Annotated in this window: 16 protein-coding genes, 2 tRNA genes and 1 pseudogene; 9 read left to right on the top strand and 10 right to left on the bottom strand. The window is 45.2% G+C overall.

Features of this window, described 5'->3' with window-relative positions:
• Positions 1-35: 35 nt before the first annotated feature.
• From RDP42_RS08380 to rsmI, 4 genes and pseudogenes are all read right to left on the bottom strand, one after another.
• A pseudogene (locus tag RDP42_RS08380) lies at positions 36-176 on the bottom strand (two-component regulator propeller domain-containing protein); the annotation flags it as partial.
• Positions 170-697, bottom strand: coding sequence for a two-component regulator propeller domain-containing protein (locus RDP42_RS08375; RefSeq protein ID WP_308763308.1), 528 nt, complete (start codon positions 695-697; stop codon positions 170-172). The pseudogene RDP42_RS08380 and the gene RDP42_RS08375, both read right to left, overlap by 7 nt.
• A 190-nt stretch (positions 698-887) precedes the next feature.
• A complete protein-coding gene (locus RDP42_RS08370) occupies positions 888-1742 on the bottom strand; it encodes a hypothetical protein (RefSeq protein WP_204475435.1) in 855 nt (284 codons plus the stop codon).
• 25 nt (positions 1743-1767) lie between these two features.
• Complete coding sequence (gene rsmI, locus RDP42_RS08365; protein WP_204475434.1) at positions 1768-2442, bottom strand: 16S rRNA (cytidine(1402)-2'-O)-methyltransferase; 675 nt, start codon at positions 2440-2442, stop codon at positions 1768-1770.
• Between the two features lie 187 nt (positions 2443-2629).
• On the opposite strand from rsmI, the gene RDP42_RS08360 reads away from it, so the two are divergent.
• The 4 genes from RDP42_RS08360 (at position 2630) to RDP42_RS08345 (ending at position 5301) form a co-directional block, all read left to right on the top strand.
• Positions 2630-3253 carry a thymidine kinase gene (locus tag RDP42_RS08360; RefSeq protein WP_303915138.1) on the top strand — a complete coding sequence of 208 codons (624 nt, stop codon included), beginning with the start codon at positions 2630-2632 and terminating at the stop codon, positions 3251-3253.
• A 106-nt stretch (positions 3254-3359) separates the two neighbouring features.
• Positions 3360-3432, top strand: a tRNA-Lys gene (locus tag RDP42_RS08355).
• Positions 3433-4263: 831 nt separating this feature from the next.
• On the top strand, positions 4264-4719 hold the full coding sequence (locus RDP42_RS08350; protein ID WP_308763307.1) for a ferritin-like domain-containing protein: 456 nt from the start codon (positions 4264-4266) through the stop codon (positions 4717-4719).
• A gap of 90 nt (positions 4720-4809) precedes the next feature.
• On the top strand, positions 4810-5301 hold the full coding sequence (locus RDP42_RS08345) for an RNA polymerase sigma factor (RefSeq protein ID WP_308763306.1): 492 nt from the start codon (positions 4810-4812) through the stop codon (positions 5299-5301).
• 68 nt (positions 5302-5369) lie between these two features.
• Here RDP42_RS08345 and rplS read toward each other — a convergent pair whose 3' ends face one another.
• The gene (gene rplS / locus RDP42_RS08340; protein WP_022352866.1) at positions 5370-5723 is read right to left on the bottom strand and encodes a 50S ribosomal protein L19; all 354 of its coding nucleotides are present in this window, start codon (positions 5721-5723) and stop codon (positions 5370-5372) included.
• Between the two features lie 224 nt (positions 5724-5947).
• Here rplS and RDP42_RS08335 point away from each other — a divergent pair, with 224 nt between their 5' ends.
• The 4 genes from RDP42_RS08335 to RDP42_RS08320 all read left to right on the top strand — a co-directional run bounded on the left by RDP42_RS08335 (position 5948) and on the right by RDP42_RS08320 (position 10870).
• Positions 5948-6730, top strand: coding sequence for a 5'-nucleotidase (locus RDP42_RS08335; protein WP_308763305.1), 783 nt, complete (start codon positions 5948-5950; stop codon positions 6728-6730).
• Positions 6731-6744: 14 nt separating this feature from the next.
• Complete coding sequence (locus tag RDP42_RS08330; protein WP_308763304.1) at positions 6745-7587, top strand: metallophosphatase; 843 nt, start codon at positions 6745-6747, stop codon at positions 7585-7587.
• A gap of 14 nt (positions 7588-7601) precedes the next feature.
• Entirely contained in the window at positions 7602-10571 is a 2970-nt protein-coding gene (locus tag RDP42_RS08325; protein WP_308763303.1) for a glycoside hydrolase family 3 N-terminal domain-containing protein, read from the top strand.
• 131 nt (positions 10572-10702) lie between these two features.
• Positions 10703-10870: a DUF362 domain-containing protein gene (locus tag RDP42_RS08320; RefSeq protein ID WP_007557742.1), complete on the top strand. Its 168-nt coding sequence runs from the start codon at positions 10703-10705 to the stop codon at positions 10868-10870.
• A 297-nt stretch (positions 10871-11167) separates the two neighbouring features.
• On the opposite strand, the gene RDP42_RS08315 is transcribed toward RDP42_RS08320, so the two are convergent.
• The 5 genes from RDP42_RS08315 to RDP42_RS08295 form a co-directional block, all read right to left on the bottom strand.
• Positions 11168-12361: a pyridoxal phosphate-dependent aminotransferase gene (locus RDP42_RS08315; protein WP_204475426.1), complete on the bottom strand. Its 1194-nt coding sequence runs from the start codon at positions 12359-12361 to the stop codon at positions 11168-11170.
• An 86-nt stretch (positions 12362-12447) separates the two neighbouring features.
• On the bottom strand, positions 12448-13149 hold the full coding sequence (locus RDP42_RS08310; protein ID WP_308763302.1) for a Bax inhibitor-1/YccA family protein: 702 nt from the start codon (positions 13147-13149) through the stop codon (positions 12448-12450).
• A gap of 9 nt (positions 13150-13158) precedes the next feature.
• The gene (locus RDP42_RS08305; protein ID WP_204475424.1) at positions 13159-14373 is read right to left on the bottom strand and encodes a bifunctional 3,4-dihydroxy-2-butanone-4-phosphate synthase/GTP cyclohydrolase II; all 1215 of its coding nucleotides are present in this window, start codon (positions 14371-14373) and stop codon (positions 13159-13161) included.
• Between the two features lie 14 nt (positions 14374-14387).
• Positions 14388-16280 carry an LptF/LptG family permease gene (locus RDP42_RS08300; RefSeq protein WP_308763301.1) on the bottom strand — a complete coding sequence of 631 codons (1893 nt, stop codon included), beginning with the start codon at positions 16278-16280 and terminating at the stop codon, positions 14388-14390.
• A gap of 77 nt (positions 16281-16357) precedes the next feature.
• Positions 16358-16741, bottom strand: a complete 384-nt coding sequence (locus RDP42_RS08295) for an START-like domain-containing protein (RefSeq protein ID WP_303915117.1) — start codon at positions 16739-16741, stop codon at positions 16358-16360.
• A 317-nt stretch (positions 16742-17058) separates the two neighbouring features.
• On the opposite strand from RDP42_RS08295, the gene RDP42_RS08290 reads away from it, so the two are divergent.
• A tRNA-Met gene (locus tag RDP42_RS08290) sits at positions 17059-17132 on the top strand.
• Positions 17133-17135: the final 3 nt, after the last annotated feature.

The following is a 17135-nucleotide window of genomic DNA, read 5'->3' as shown; positions in this document are numbered from 1 at the left end:
CCATATCTCCATGTTCCAATCCATATATTTTCATTCTTATCCTGAAAAATGACATGTGCGGAATTGCCGGGACATACATTGTGATAGGTATAAAGCCGTTGCTGTGTAGGGTCATAGCGATAGAGTCCTTGGCTCCATGTTCCAATCCAAATATGTCCTCTCTTATCTTCTAATATGGATTTGACGTCAATGTTTGTGTCAAACTTATATTGGGTAAAGTTGGTTCATTTTCTTTTTTGATGAATAAGCCTTTATTGGTTCCTACCCATACTGCTCCTTTGTGTGTACATGTGACTGTCTCTACATTTGTCACTTGAGGGTGTGGAAGTGAAATATTTTCTATTTTATCATTCCTTTTATTCAGTTTGTATAATCCGTTGTGTGTGCCAATCCATAAATTGCATTCGTAATCTTCTGCAATTGCATTGATGAATCCGTCAATCGATTTTTCACTGCCATCAGGTTCGGCGTGGTATACTTTTGTGGAATAACCATCATAACGTACCAGTCCGTTATAAGTGGCAATCCAAATATAGCCTTCTTTGTCTTGAAAAAGATTTCTGATTTCATTTGTAGGGAGTTGTATGAGGTTTCTTAGCGGACTGAAATTAATATATTCTTGGGTCATGTTAGGAGTCCCCCATCCCAAAATGGAAATTAAAGCAAATATTTGAAGTAAAAGAATATGTCGTTTCATGGTATTATGCAAATAATAAATACAAATTTAGAAATACTATTTGTTAATACAAAAAAATGGAAGAATAGAGTTTTATCGTTTTATTTATCCGGAGAGGGGATATTGGGTGTACATGGGGTTTAGATATAAAGTAAAAAATCCTCTTATTCCAGGTGGAAATAAGAGGATTTTATGTAAAGTGATTTTGACTTTATCTCACTTGGATTACCAGATAGCGAGAAACGCTCCAGAATTCATTCGGATTGTTGATTTTCAAGGTCAATTGTCCTTTGTCATCCTTTGCCAGTTCATATGAACTTTGAGGATGAGTAGTCAGCAGTTCAGCACGTTTGGAGTAAAGTTTGATTTCTTTAACCTTGCGGATGTCTATCTGAGTGAAATAATCCTTATTGAATTCATTGTCTTTCAATACATCACCTTTCTTCAGGATTTTCTGATCCTTCAGTTCTGATTTTGTGCCGTATACATACCAAGCAGTGTTCAGTGCTTGATCTTGTGCTTCAACTGTCTTTGTCTTAGATTCGTTTTCTGCACTCAGCTCGTCTACATTTTTGTTCAAGTCCATTACGGCTTCGTCGAGTTCGGCAATGCGGATGTTCTTGGCGGCCAACTCAGCCTGCAAGGTTTCAATCTGCTGCTGTTTGGCAGCCAGTTCCGCAGTTAGATTTTTAATTGCTTTTTTCAGTTGTGCTGACTGGTAGTTGCTTTTCTTCAGCTGTGCCTCCAGTTTGGCAATCTGTTCACGGTTTGATTTCAGTTTTTCACTGATAAAGCGGATGTCTTCTTTTATTTTGTCGGCAGACGACTGGCTCTCGAGAGTACCTTCTTTCAAGTCTACACGGTTTTCAGCTTCGTTGATTTCACGGAATCCTTCCTGGATTTCATTAAAAGAGCCCATAATCTCATCCAGCTCTGCGTCGCGGTTGGACAGTTCAAGCATCAGTGAGTCGTTTTGGGCTTGCAATGAGCTTTTTTCCTGGCTGGAATTGTTACATGCTGTCAATAATGCGGCAGCACATAAAGCAGATAAAACAACCTTTCTCATAACTTTATTGATTTAGAATTATAATTTAGTTTTCTTTTCCTCCAAGTATAATGACAATTTCTCCTCTTGGTTCAGTTTCTGTGAAGTGTGCAATGACTTCCTGCAAGGTGCCCCTAACACTTTCTTCATGTATTTTGGAAATCTCCCGGCATACAGATACAGGGCGGTCGGCTCCGAAAATCTCGGCAAATTGAGTCAATGTCTTTACCAGCCGGTAGGGAGATTCGTAAAAGATCATGGTGCGGGTTTCCTCTTTCAAGGCATTCAGCCGGGTCATGCGACCTTTCTTCTGCGGAAGGAAACCTTCAAAGCAAAAACGTTCGTCCGGCAGACCGGAAGAAACTAATGCCGGTACAAAGGCAGTGGCTCCAGGCAGGCATTGTACTTCTATGCCGTTTCTGACGCATTCCCGTACCACCAGGAAGCCCGGATCGGATATACCCGGAGTACCCGCATCTGATATTAAGGCTACGGTTTGCCCTCCCTTAATGCGGTTGACAATGCTTTCTACCGTCTGGTGTTCGTTGAACTTGTGGTGTGACTGCATGGCATTCTTGATTTCATAATGCTTCAGCAGGATACCCGATGTACGTGTATCTTCAGCCAGAATTAAATCCGCTTCTTTCAGTATGCGGATAGCGCGGAAAGTCATGTCCTCCATATTGCCTACCGGAGTAGGAACAACATATAGTTTACCCATCTTCTTCTCTTATATGTGATAAAGCAAAGGTAAAAAGTTTTCGTTTTCACGCGTCTGATTCCTCAAAATTTAACAGAAGTTTTCTCTTTGTATGGTCTTTTCGATGCTATTTTATAAAAAAACGCCGATTTTTCGGTGATTTCAACACATCGTTGTAATTTTGCATTTGTTTATAGAATGAAGTAATATGGTAGTATTTTCAGAAGATCATCGGGAGGAGACCTGCCGGAGAGGAAGGATAGAAGTGATATGTGGTTCCATGTTTTCGGGGAAGACAGAAGAGTTGATCCGGCGTTTGCGGAGGGCCACCTTTGCTCATCAGAGGGTGGAAATCTTCAAGCCGGCGATAGATACCCGTTATTCAGAAGGGGATGTGGTGTCACATGATAACAATAGTATAAAATCGACTCCCATCGATTCTTCTGCGAGTATTCTTTTGTTTACTTCGGAAATAGACGTCGTGGGAATTGACGAAGCTCAGTTCTTTGATGAGGGATTACCGGAAGTCTGTAATGAACTGGCCAATCAGGGAGTCCGTGTGATTATTGCCGGATTGGATATGGACTTTAAAGGAATTCCTTTTGGCCCGATGCCGGCTTTGTGTGCCATTGCCGATGAAGTTACGAAAGTGCATGCCATTTGTGTAAAATGCGGCAACCTGGCTTATGTGTCGCATCGTACGGTATCGAACGATAAACGGGTGCTGTTGGGTGAAAAGGAGGAATATGAGCCATTGTGTCGTTGTTGTTACCAAAAAGCACTGAAATCGGAAAAGCAACAAACGTTTGATAAACAGGAAGATATGAAATGATGTGAAATTTTTTCGGAAAAAATATAGAGTCAATATTTGGTAGTTATGATAAAAACATCTACCTTTGCACTCGCAATCGGGAAATGACCGATGCAATAAGGGGATTGATTCGCTAGCTCAGCAGGTAGAGCACAACACTTTTAATGTTGGGGTCTTGGGTTCGAGCCCCAAGCGGATCACTGGAAAAAGAGAGCACGAAGAGTGGCTCTCTTTTTTTGTTTTAAAAATTTGGAGTCAATTCATATTCTGATGCAATAAGGATAAAATAATAGTGTCGTTTTTTTGTGCGATTTAAAAAATTTGTATATTTGTCTTACTCTGAAAGAGAAAGAAAATATTAGAAGCGTTTTGACATTATCCACAAGTTCAGGAAATCCCCAATTTCGAAACGATAACAATGGATAATACAAAGACGCTCCACGAACTATTTATATTTGCACTTCAGCATCAGAAATGTATGTATATATAGGCGTGGGGCTTTATGTATTACTCGGTTATCAAGTATGGGGATACTTCTGAACAGGTAATGCTAAAGTTCCCCACGCTTCACCTTTTATAATAACGGCTTTTAGGGGAAGTAAGCTGACAATTGGATTGGACATGAAAGCATTTTTTGTGGCAGACGCTGACTCCTGTTGTAATCAGATTGCTCTTTTCTATTTTTTCTTCGTTTTTTTTGTGTTGTCTTGAATTTTTCAGACAAATTCTGTGCCATTTCTCCTTTTTATAATTATGCGTGGTGGAATGAGGGGAGGTTGTAGGCCATCTCCCCATGACAAAAGTAAGATTTGGGACATGATTCGCTGCATGCTGGAGGATATTCGTACTGCCAGAGCCTTGTTGTATACCGACGATTTTGACAAGATCCTCCAACGGTTGAAACAGATCGAAAAAGAAATAGATATTTTGTCTGTCTTGTTAGGTAGAGTCTGACAAAATTTCCGTATTCTTATTATCTTTGTTGACAGTATGTCATTATTGGTTGTTAATTCAATGCAAAATGGAAAATTATGGATAAAATAATAGAAGAGGTTGTCAATGAGCAACTTAACAGTGAGGTGTGGTCTTCTGGGCTTTATACGGCTTTTCAATTGTATTTTAGTGAGCAAGGTATGCCGATGCTTTCCTCTTGGTTGGAAGTGCAGGTGCAGAAGAAGGCTGGACGCATTCGTAAGATGGCTGAGTATCTATTGTCTGTGGGCGGTGAAGTGTGTGTGGAAGCACAAAGTTTCAAGCCGGAGCACTGGTCGAATCCGATGGGAGCTTTGGATGCTTTCTTCTCACATGAGCAATATTTTCAGCAGCAAGTGACAGATTTTCTGAACTGGGCTCATGAGGTAGACGATGCTTCTTTGCGTTGTCTGGCCTTTGATTTGTATGCAGATGAAGTGCAAGTCAGTGATTTCATATTGGAATTGCTGCAAATATTCTCGAAAGGGTGGAGGAGGATGTTGCCTTTGGAATAAAAAGATGAAATTGCAATAGAAACATTTAAAGTTGAATAATAATGATGTGGCATATCATATATTATAAAAGAGAATAGGTCTTGAGCTGATATGGAAAGTTTTGATTTTGAGGAGGAGCTGATAGCCTTGCAGGGAAAGCTGCGCAGTTATGCGTATTTGTTGTTTCCCCAAAAGGAGGATGCTGAAGATTTGATACAGGAAACCTTGTTGCGAGCACTGGAGAATAGAGAGAGGTATAATGAAAATGCTAATTTTAAAGGTTGGTTGTATACGATTATGCACAATACTTTTATTAATATTTGCAAGTCCAAAAAATATTATCTGTTTATGAGTTTGTCCGATAACAATGTAGATGCGGAGATGGCACGGGCGATGGAGTTTGCGGATGATGAATATGGCTTTAAAGAGGTTTGTCAGGTAATCGATGAGCTGCCTGAACATCTTCGGATAGTCGTTGCAATGAGGTTGAAAGGATTCAAGTACCTGGAGATTGCGAATCATACCGGAATTCCGATTGGGCTGGTAAAGAGTCGGATCTTTTATGGGAAAAAGAAATTGAAGGAGATGCTGGATGAGTCATAAAATAAAAGAGCGTACCGGGATGACCGATACGCTCTTTTATTTTGTCTTTTTTCAGGGAATAGACTGAATTACGCGTTAGCACGCTTTTCCTGAATTCTGGCTTTCTTACCAGTAAGTGCACGCAAATAATACAATTTAGCGCGACGAACTTTACCCACTTTGTTGACAGTGATGCTGTCGATAGCCGGAGATTCCAATGGGAAGATACGTTCAACACCCACTGTGCCTGACATTTTGCGTACAGTGAAACGTTTCTTTTCACCGTGACCTGAAATTTTGATAACAACACCGCGGTACAACTGTACACGTTCCTTGCTACCTTCAACGATACGGTATGCTACTGTAATAGTATCACCAGCTTTGAATGAAGGATGCTGTTTGCCAGTAGCAAATGCTTCTTCTGCAATTTTAATTAAATCCATTTTCTTTTTTAAATTAAATTGTTTATCGTTACAACGCAACATATCAAGTAACTCTTCTTTGACAGCGATTGCGCGAAAGCGGTGCAAAGATAGCGCTTTTTTATGATGCAGCCAAATGTTTCTTGCGTATTTTATTAAAAAATGAGAACTCTTCCGGATAGCTTTTGTCATTCTTTTGTCAGTGTTTCTTTTTTCGTTACTTTTGACTCCAAATAGATTTGTGTATGAATTGTTTAGAGAAGAAATTAGTAAAAGGTATGGTCCTCGGAGTCTTTGCCGGATGGTTGCTAACTGGTTGTAGTTCGGGCTATTCACTGGTGGAAGTAGAAGGCGGACGGATAGCCATTACTGATAAATATGACCGGAATCCGGATCCGGAGGCTTTGAGTATCTTGAAACCCTATCAGCAGAAAGTAGACAGTATCATGTCGCCGATCATCGGGCATTCGGCAAAAGATATGAGGTCGTATCGTCCGGAATCCCCGTTGTCGAACTGGATTGCCGATGTACTCCGCCAGGCGGCTTCCAGGGCTAATGGCAAGCCTGCGGATGTGGCGGTCATGAATATGGGAGGTATTCGCAATGCGATGCCGGAAGGCGAGATTACTTACGGTACCATTTATGAAATCGCTCCTTTTGAGAATGCCTTGTGTGTATTGACTATGGATGGAACTACCTTGAAAGAACTTTTCACGGAAATTGCGGCGGTACATGGCGAAGGACTCAGTGGGGCCTCATTAAAGATTGACAAAGAAGGAAATCTTTTGGAGGCAAAGGTCAACGGACGACCGATTGAGCCAAAGAAACTTTACACGGTGGCTACCATTGATTACTTGGCCGAAGGAAACGACCGGATGATGGCTTTCCGGAAGGCAAAGTCAAAAACACTTCCCAAGGATGCGTTGCTGCGTACGTTGCTGATGGATGCAGTAAAGCAGTGCGAACAGAAGGGTCAGTTTGTGTCGGCCCAGGTAGAAGGGAGAATCAAAGTGAGTGCGTCCAATTGAAATAGAAGAATGATATGAAAAAGATATATTGCTTATGGCTGATGTGTATGCTGGCAGGTGTGGTGGCAGCTCAGTCGGTAAAAGAACTGTATATATTCCACACAAACGACATGCACAGCCGCATCGAACCCTATGCTTCTTACTTCCCGGATTCCGTGGTGGCAGGGAAAGCGGGTATCTTGCGCCGGGCTGCCTTCGTGAAGGAACAACGGAAGGAACACAAGGATATGCTGTTGTTCGATTCCGGCGATTTTTCTCAGGGGAGTCCTTATTATAACCTGTTCAAGGGAGAAGTGGAAATCAAGATGATGAACGAGATGGGGTATGATGCCGGCACCATTGGAAACCATGAGTTTGATTTCGGCCTCGACAACATGGCCCGTCTGTTCAAGATGGCCAAGTTTCCTATTGTGTGTGCCAATTATGATGTGACCGGAACCGTACTCGAAGGACTGGTGAAAGAATATGTCGTGCTGGAACGCGACGGCATCCGTATCGGGGTGTTCGGATTAAGTCCGGAACTCGACGGACTGGTGGCACATGCCAATTACGGAAATGTGAAGTTTGAAGACCCGGTGGCAGAAGGTCAGCGGATGGCTGATTTGTTGAAAAATCAGGAGCATTGTGACCTCGTGATTTGTCTGTCGCACTTGGGCTGGGAAGGTGAACCTTACTCGGATGTGGAGCTGATAGAGAACACCCGCCATATTGACCTTGTGCTGGGTGGACACTCTCATTCATTCTTCGACGCACCGAAATTCTATAAGAACTTGGATGGGATAGAGGTCCCCGTGCAGCAGATGGGAAAAAGTGCAGCCTTTGTGGGAAGAATGATTGTCAAGATGCAGAAGAACTAAAAAATGAAGATGGAATGATAAGAAAAAGTTTGTGGAGCCTGGTGTGGTGCTGTCTGATGGTCACGGGCCTCTTCGCACAGGAGCCGGCTCTCTTGAAACAGATGCATGACACGGAGGCTTGCCGGAAATGGGTGGACAAGCAAATGCAGCGCATGACCTTGAAGCAGAAGGTGGGCCAGCTGTTTATTTATACGCTCCAGCCGGTGACGACCCAGTACAATAAGAATGTGCTGCGGAAAGCCATAGAAGACTACGCCATCGGAGGATTGCTGTTTACCGGAGGAGAAACCGGAAAGCAGGTCCAGCTCACGAATTTTGCTCAGTCGTATGCATCGGTGCCGTTGATGATTACGTTCGATGGAGAATGGGGATTGGGCATGCGTTTGGAGAATACACCCTCGTATCCGTATAATCGGGTTTTGGGATGTGTGCAGAATGATTCCTTACTTTATGCTTATGGAAAAGAAGTGGCCCGCCAATGTCGTCTGATTGGAGTACAGGTCAATTTTGCTCCTGTGGCCGATGTAGATAACAATCCGAATAATCCGGTCATCAACTTCCGGTCTTTCGGCAGTGAGGCCAGGCAAGTGGCCCGGAAGGTGGTGGCCTATGCCACCGGTCTGGAAGCAGGGGGTGTGATGTCGGTGTGCAAGCATTTTCCGGGGCACGGAGATACGGAAATCGACTCACATAAAGCGTTGCCTGAACTGAATTTCGACCGTGGCCGGTTGGACAGTGTGGAGTTGTATCCCTTCCAGAAAGCTATTGAAGCGGGCGTCGGTGGAGTGATGGTAGGGCATTTGCATGCACCTGCCTTGGGTGAAAAGCCGGCTTCCATTTCGGAAGAAGTGATTATGCATACGTTGGTCGATGAATTGCATTTCCGTGGACTGGTGGTGACGGATGCCTTGGAAATGAAAGGAATTGCAGGACATGAGAATGTCTGTGCCCAGGCGTTGGCAGCAGGCAACGATGTGCTGCTGGCTCCCCGGAATCTGAAGAAGGAAATCGACGGAGTGATGTCTGCGATTAAGAAAGGTACCCTGACGGAAGAAGAGATTGACCGGAAATGCCGGAAGGTGCTGACCTTTAAATATGCCTTGGGACTTTCTTCCTGGAAGGAAATTCCGACCGAAGGCCTTGAAGAAAAGATTGCCACTCCGGAAGCGTTGGCACTTCAGCAGAATTTGTCGAAAGCGGCGGTGACGGTGGCGAAAGATTCGCTGGCCCTGCTCCCGCTCGATTTGTCTGTGTCGGGAACGGTTTTGTTGAGCGTGTCTTCTTCTTTGTCGGAAGCTTATCCTTTCTATCATCAGTTGCATCAGGATTTTCCGGTCAGCTGGCTGCATGCGAATGTAGATTCGCTGGAGGCAATCGGGACTCGTTTGCGTCCGGCACAGCGGGTACTGGTAGCACTGCATTCGCAGAATGTGGAACCGTATGTGCCGCTGCTGGAAAAGTTGGCTACCGACAAACCGCTGGCTTTGGTTTGTTTTGGTGACATGAAGGTACTGGAAAAGATGCCTGAAGTGGTTCGCCATGCCTCGACGGTCATCCTGGCCCATGCGGATGAGGACTACGTGCAGCGTCATGTGGCCGATTTGTTTTTAGGCAATGCGTATGCCGACGGACGACTCTCCATTCCGTTGGCCGGACTGTTCAAGGCGGGAGACGGATTGACGGTAGACCCGGATACTCCCCGTAGGTATGATCCGGAAGACGTAGGGATGAATGCCTCCATACTGGCGAATATTGACAGCATTGCGGAAGAAGGAATCAGGTTGGGAGCCTATCCGGGCTGTCATGTCATGATTCTGAGGGAAGGACTTCCGGTGTACAACAAATGTTTTGGAAACTATACGTATGAAGGCGGGATGGCGGTGAAGGAGAATAGTCTGTACGACCTGGCTTCACTGACCAAGGTGACGGCTACGCTGTTGGCCGTGATGAAACTTTATGACGAGGGAAAGTTCGGGCTGACCGATCGGGTATCGGATTATTTGCCTATATTGAAAAAAACGGACAAGTCTCGTCTCACCATCCAGGATTTGCTGTTCCATGAATCCGGATTGCCGGCCTACCTTCCGTTTTATGAGGAGGCCATCGATATGAAGTCTTGTAACGGAGCCTTGTTCCGTAAGAAACCGGACAAGACCCATACGCTGAAACTAGCAGAAAACATGTATGCCTGCCCTGATTTCCGGTACAACCCGCAATGGGTGTCACATACTCCGTCGGCAGACTATCCGCTGCAAGTGTCCGACAGCTTGTTCCTGAACAAGGAATTCTGCCAGGAAGTGGTGAAGCAGATTGTAGAGAGCCCGTTGAAAGGGCGTTCGTACCGTTACAGCTGCCTGAACTTCATGCTCTTGAAAGAGATGGTAGAGAAGATTACGGGTACTCCGATGGATGTGTACCTGGACAGTGTGTTCTATGCTCCGATGGGGTTGAGGCATACTGCCTTCCTGCCTTTGCGTAAGTTCAAGAAAGAACAGATTGTGCCCTCTGTCAAGAACGATTTGCTGCGTGGAGGACCGTTACAAGGATTTGTGCAGGATGAGGCCGCTGCCTTTATGGGCGGAGTTTCGGGAAATGCTGGCTTGTTCTCTACGGCTCACGATGTGGCTCGGATTGCCCAGATGTGGCTGGATAAGGGTATTTGCGGCGACAGAAGATATTTGAGCCGTGCCACATGTGAACTGTTCACCACGCTGAAGTCGCGCAACAGCCGCCGGGGTCTGGGATTTGACAAGCCCAATGTGGAAAATCCTGAAAACAGTCCGTGCACACCTGAAGCACCTGCTTCCGTATTTGGCCATACTGGTTATACGGGCACTTGCGTATGGGTGGATCCGGACAATGAACTGGTTTTTGTGTTCTTGAGTAACCGGACGTATCCTTCTGCCTTGGGAACGAACAACCTGGTGAAGTACAACATCCGCACCCGAATGCAACAGGCAATGTACCAGTCGATAATGCGTTGATTTTATTTAGACGAATTATAAATTGTAACGAATTAGATAGAAAATGTAAAGTGGATGTGACAACTGAAAGGAAAAAGATTAACTTTGCACTATCAAATTAGGACTAATAATAACTTAACTTTTTTACAACAATGGCTTACGTAATTAGTGACGATTGTATCGCTTGCGGTACTTGTATCGATGAATGCCCGGTTGGCGCAATCTCAGAAGGTGATAAATATTCAATCAATCCGGACGCTTGCACAGAATGTGGAACTTGTGCTGACGTTTGTCCTTCTGAAGCAATTCACCTGGGATAATCGAATCGTCTGTATGACACAAAATAAGGGAATCCTGCTAAAGGATTCCCTTATTTTTTTGCCTTTATCTGAGGAATATGGTAGTCAAATTAGGTCCTGCAAAAAACGCCTTTGCGTTTCGGTTAAAACGCAAGTACATTTCAACTAAAACGCAAGTACGTTTTGCTTCAAACGCAAGTACGTTTTGCTTCAAACGCAAGTACGTTTTATCTGAAACGCAAGTGCGTTTTTGAAGCATAAAAAAACAGCCCCGAAAAATCTTCGGAGCTGTCATGTAATAGTCTCTTTTTCTGTCTCTTATTTCAAACGAGCCAAAGTTTCCTTGATACGACGCATAGATTCTACGATGTTCTCGTCGGAAGTGGCGTAGCTCATACGGATGCATTCAGGCGCACCGAAAGAAGTACCGCCTACGCAAGCCACGTGGCCTACTTCCAGCAAGTACATAGCCAAGTCATCTGCATTGTTGATCACGCGGTCGCCGTCTTTCTTTCCGAAGAAAGAATCGCATTTCGGGAACAGGTAGAAGGCTCCCTGCGGCACGTTCACTTCAAATCCCGGGATTTCTTTGGCCAGTTTCACAATCAGGTCACGACGGCGTTCGAATGCTTTGCGCATTTCTTCTACCGGAGCCTGAGTGCCTGTGTAAGCAGCTTCAGCGGCTTTCTGTGATACAGAGCAAGGTCCTGAAGTGTACTGTCCCTGCAATTTGTTCACCCCTTTTACAATCCATTCCGGTCCGGCGATGAAACCGATACGCCATCCCGTCATAGCGTATGCCTTTGATACACCGTTGACGATGACTACGCGGTCTTTGATGTCAGCAAACTGAGCGATGCTTTCGTGTTTGCCGATATAGTTGATGTGCTCGTAGATTTCATCCGCAATGACAATCACACGTTCGTGCTTGGCGATGACTTCTGCCAGTCCTTTCAGTTCTTCCTTTGAATAGACAGAACCTGTCGGATTGGACGGAGAGCAGAGAATCAGCGCACGTGTTTTCGGAGTGATGGCAGCCTCCAGCTGAGCCGGAGTAATCTTGAAGTCCTGTTCGATGCCTGCACGAACGATGACCGGAGTACCTTCGGCCAGTTTCACCATTTCCGGATAGCTTACCCAGAAAGGAGCCGGAACAATCACTTCGTCACCTTTGTTGATCAGTGTGAGGATGGTGTTGCAGACAGACTGCTTGGCACCGTTTGCACAGCTGATTTGTGCGGCGGTATATTCCAGACCGTTTTCATTTTTCAATTTTGCCACGATGGCGTTGCGCAGTGCCGGATATCCGGCTACAGGTGAATAACGAGAGTAGTTTTCGTCAATGGCCTTTTTAGCGGCTTCTTTAATATGGTCCGGAGTATTGAAATCCGGTTCTCCCACACTCAGGTTGATGACGTCAACCCCCTGAGCTTTAAGTTCACTACTTTTCTGTGACATAGCCAATGTAGCCGAAGGCGACAGGCTGTTCAAACGATCTGAAAGTTGGTTCATTTTATTGTGTTATTAAAGTTGGAAATTTTCTTTGCAAAAGAAGCTAATTTCTTCCACATATAAAAGAAATTAGCTTCGAAAAAGGTTTATTTTCTGTCTCCGAGTATGCGGAGGAGATAAATGAACAAGTTGATGAAGTCGAGATACAGGGTCAAGGCTCCCATCAGGGCTATCTTCTGTGTGGTCTCGTTCACTTCAATGTCGTCGTGCGACAGGAGTTGCTTGATTTTCTGTGAGTCGTAGGCGGTAAGTCCCACAAACAGCAGTACCCCGATGTAAGAAATAATCAGGTCCATCATCGAGTTGTGGAGGAACATGTTCACCAGTGAGGCGATAATCAGTCCGATGACTCCCATCAGGCAAAGGCTTCCGATGCGGGTAAGGTCTTTCTTGGTGATATAGCCAAACAAGGCGGTTACCCCGAATGTACCAGCCGTCACGAAGAAAGTGGTGGCAATGGAGCTGAGGGTATAAACCAGGAACAGCACGGACATTGTGACTCCGTTCAGTACCGAATAGGCGATGAACAGGAGGGTAGCCGTGGTGAAGCTGATTTTATGTATGCGGGCAGAGAGATACATCACCAAGGCTACTTCTGCAATCAGCAAACCCCAGAACAGGATGGAGTTCTGCATCATGGTCTCAATGAGGGTGTATGATTTAGCCACATACATGGCCACAAAGCCTGTGATGACCAGCGCCAGCGTCATCCAAATGTATACACTGCGAAACAAAGCCGTTTGTGCGGCTTTGCTGGCAAAGCTTTTTACTAAATTGTTTGTTTCCATAGGTCTTGATTATTTATTGAAATGTAAGGTATGTCCCATTCTGTCTTTTTTGGTACGCAGGTAGCGTTCATTGTACTTGTTGGGCGTCACTTCGATGGGCACGTTTTCTACGATTTCCAGTCCGTAGGCTTCCAGTCCCACACGTTTCACCGGATTGTTGGTGAGCAGACGCATCTTGTGGATGCCGATTTCACGAAGAATCTGTGCACCTACTCCGTAGTCACGTTCGTCAGCCTGGTGTCCCAAGCAAAGGTTGGCATCTACTGTGTCCATTCCTTCTTCCTGCAGCTTGTAGGCTTTCATTTTTTCCATGAGGCCGATGCCGCGTCCTTCCTGGTTCAGGTAGATGATGGCTCCCTTTCCTTCTTTTTCGATTTGCTGCATGGCCTTGTGCAACTGTTCGCCGCAGTCGCAGCGCATGGAACCGAAGATGTCGCCGGTAGCGCAAGATGAATGTACACGTACCAGTACCGGTTCGTTTTCAGAGAAAGTACCTTTGATCAGCGCCACGTGCTCCAGTCCGTTGCTTTTCTGACGGAAAGGAATCAGACGGAAGTGTCCGTATTCGGTCGGCATGTCTACTTCCACTCCTTTTTCTACCAGTGATTCCTGTTTCAGGCGGTAGGCAATAAGGTCGGCAATGGAAATCAGTTTGAAGCCATATTCGTCGGCCATCTTCTTCAGTTCCGGCAGACGGGCCATCGTGCCGTCTTCGTTCATCACTTCCATCAGGGCAGCGGCAGGGTAGAGTCCGGCCAGGCGGGCCATATCCACGCAGGCTTCCGTATGTCCGGCACGGCGGAGTACACCTTTATCCTGTGCATACAGCGGATTCACGTGTCCCGGGCGTCCGAAAGTTTCCGGTTTGGAAGTCGGGTCGGCCAGTGCGCGGATGGTAGCCGCACGGTCGGCAGCCGAAACACCGGTTGTACAGCCTTCCAGCTTGTCGATGGTCACAGTGAACGGAGTGCCCAGTACAGACGTATTGTTAGACACCTGATGTGGCAGATCCAGTTCCTCACAGCGGGATATAGTGATAGGGGCGCAAAGTACACCTCTTGCATGTTTCAGCATGAAATTTACTTTTTCCGGGGTAATCAGTTCGGCAGCTACCACCAGGTCGCCCTCGTTCTCGCGGTCCTCGTCGTCTACGATGATGACGAATTCTCCTTTGCGGAAATCTTCGATTGCCTCTTCAATTGTATTCAGTTTGATTTTCTCCATAATGATATGATAGTTTAGAATGATTTTTTAATTCTTTCCTGTATGTCACGGCTGGTCTTGACAATGGTTTTCAGATCCTTGTCCAGACGTACCCGGTAACGCCAGATGTTCAGCCAGATGAGTAGTCCCGCTGGAACAATGATACCAATCAGCAGGTTGAGCCAGCGGTTGTCCGACACGCTCTTATGTGCTTTGATGGATAAGAACGGATAATTGTTCAGAAAGTTCAGTACCACTCCGTCTTTGGTGTTGGACAGTTCTTCTATTAACACTTCCATCTGCTGGCTGATTTCCTTGATGGCATCGTCATGCTTGTTGTTGGTAAACACCTGATAATAGTTGGGAGGTCCCAACAGCTTGTGGGTGTTTCCGTAGGTCTCACACTTCCGGCAAAGGTCGTTCAGGTCCTGATAGATTCGGTCGTAGTCAGGGTTATGGATGATGACTTCCTTCTTGAAGATGTGGCGCGATACCCGGATGCCCAGTATTTTTCGGAAGAAGGCTGCATATACATCAATGTTGAATACCACGGAATCCTTGTTGGATTTGTAGGTGAGGAATCCGCCCAAAGGTGCCAGGATGAGGGTACTCATCCAGGTACCCAGCACAATGTTCATTTCTCCACTTTTAGCCACACGGGTTGCTCCAGAGTCAATGATGTAGTAGAGCACAAAGATCAAGACTGAAATCACGACCGGCATACCCAGTCCACCTTTACGGATGATGGCTCCTAATGGGGCACCAATAAAGAAGAAGATGATACAGGCCAGTGACAAAGTGATTTTCTTGTGCCAGTCTGATTGGTGACGGCGGATGTTTCCGTCGGCCTCTCTTGTCATGTAGCTTTTCATGCTCCATTCTGAAATGAGTGAAGAAAGCCGCATTTCAGTGGTGTTGAGGGCCTTTAACCGCTGTGCCGATGTCATGCTGTTCAGTATACTGTCGGTATTGATAATACTCAGATGTTCTGTCTGGATTTTGGTGGAATCCGTTTTGGTAAGCAGTGGTTTTCGATACGTCGTTTTCATGGCGTCCGAATACATGGCATGACCCACACTGTCGGCATACATGTTCAGAGAGTCGATGGCCAAGGAGATTTCACGCATGTTCTTGATGTCCGAACGTTGGTTCAGGAAGTTGCCATCCACCATCTCAAAATTGGTGTCGAAAGCAATCAGGGTATGCTTTTCCTTGAATGTTTCTCGGCGGTAGGGAACGTTGCGTGAGATGACCGATTGGGATTTCAGATTCTCAAACTGCTCTCCGTTGTACAGATGCAGGTACAGGTGTTTTTTGTCGGCAGTCAGTTCCAATTTTCCTTCTGCTGCCCAAATGATGTGGGCATTCTCAAATCCATCGGAAAAATTGTATATCAGGACGTCTTTCAGGATACCTGTTTCACGGTCCTTGTGCTTGACGTAGATGTTATATCCTTCAATGTCACTATAGAACACTCCTTCCGGAATGTCCACTTCCGGTGATTTTTGTTTCATGGAAACCAGCAGGGTCCAGAGTTCCTTTTGGGCCTTCGGACCGATTACGTTCTGAAAAAAAAACGACATGACTCCCAAGAACATGCAGAAAAGCACGACCGGGCGGATAATGCGGAGCAGGGGAATACCTGCTGCCTTCATGGACAACAGCTCATAACGCTCTCCAAAGTTTCCGAATGTCATCAAGGCAGCCAGCAGGATGGCCAGCGGGAGAGACAATGGAATCAAAGTCAGTGCTGATAAAAAGAAGAATTGAGCCAATACGCTCATCTCTAAGCCCTTTCCAACCAGTTCGTCGACATATCTCCATAGAAACTGCATCATGAAAATGAACAGGCAGATAAAGAATGTCCCCGAAAAGAGCAGTAGAAAACTCTTTAAGACGAATATATCAAGTTTTTTTATGCGTAGCATTCCTGTTTAATATTATCAGCATGCAAAAGTAGCACAAAAAACGGACAGCAAAATAAAGTTTTGTATATTTTATAGATTTATACTCCGAAAACTCTTTTCAAGGTTTCTATTTGAGAGTCCCAAAGGCTGCGTACGTCTTCTTCCTCTCCGGGTTCAGCAAAGTCTGTAATTTCCAGTGTATGGTCGGTTGTCAGTTCGTTGTAATGGATTTTCATTTCGAAATAACTTTTGGCCTCGTCGTCATCCAGCCAGTGAAAGCGAATGAAAAATTCCGGGCGGCTGTTGACTACGATAGCTTGCCGTGTCTCCGTTTTTCCCCAGTGAAACGTATAGGTTTTTCCTTCTTTTGTCACTTGGTCGGCAAACCAGCGCTGCAAGCCGGCGGTCGTACTGATGGCATTCCATATGATGACACTGGAAGAAGGATTCAGTGGATATTCTATTTGTGTTTTTCTTTTCATGACGTTTTTAGTGTTTTTATTTGTATTTTTTGCAACGGCGGCAAATTAAAGTATTTTTTTGTTCACTCCATAATGATTGAAGATATTTTTTTATGAATTCTAATCGTCCCAAATTATTTTTTTGTGGCATAAAATAAATACTTTACATCGAAAGGTTAATTGGGGTAAATGGTGGAAATTGCTTGTTTATAGTGCTTTACTGGCGGATAAAGTCGGACAATATGTGGCTTCTTCCCGAAAAAAGAGTAAAAAAGGGAGGATAAATTTGCTCAATTCAAAAACTTGCTCTATCTTTGCACCCGCAATCACGAAATGATGGCGGGATAGCTCAGCTGGTTAGAGCGCATGATTCATAATCATGAGGTCCCCGGTTCAATCCCGGGTCCCGCTACGA

This window comes from uncultured Bacteroides sp. (assembly GCF_902472605.1).
In the GTDB taxonomy this organism is placed as follows: domain Bacteria; phylum Bacteroidota; class Bacteroidia; order Bacteroidales; family Bacteroidaceae; genus Phocaeicola.
This window is presented reverse-complemented; position numbering and strand designations above follow the sequence as displayed.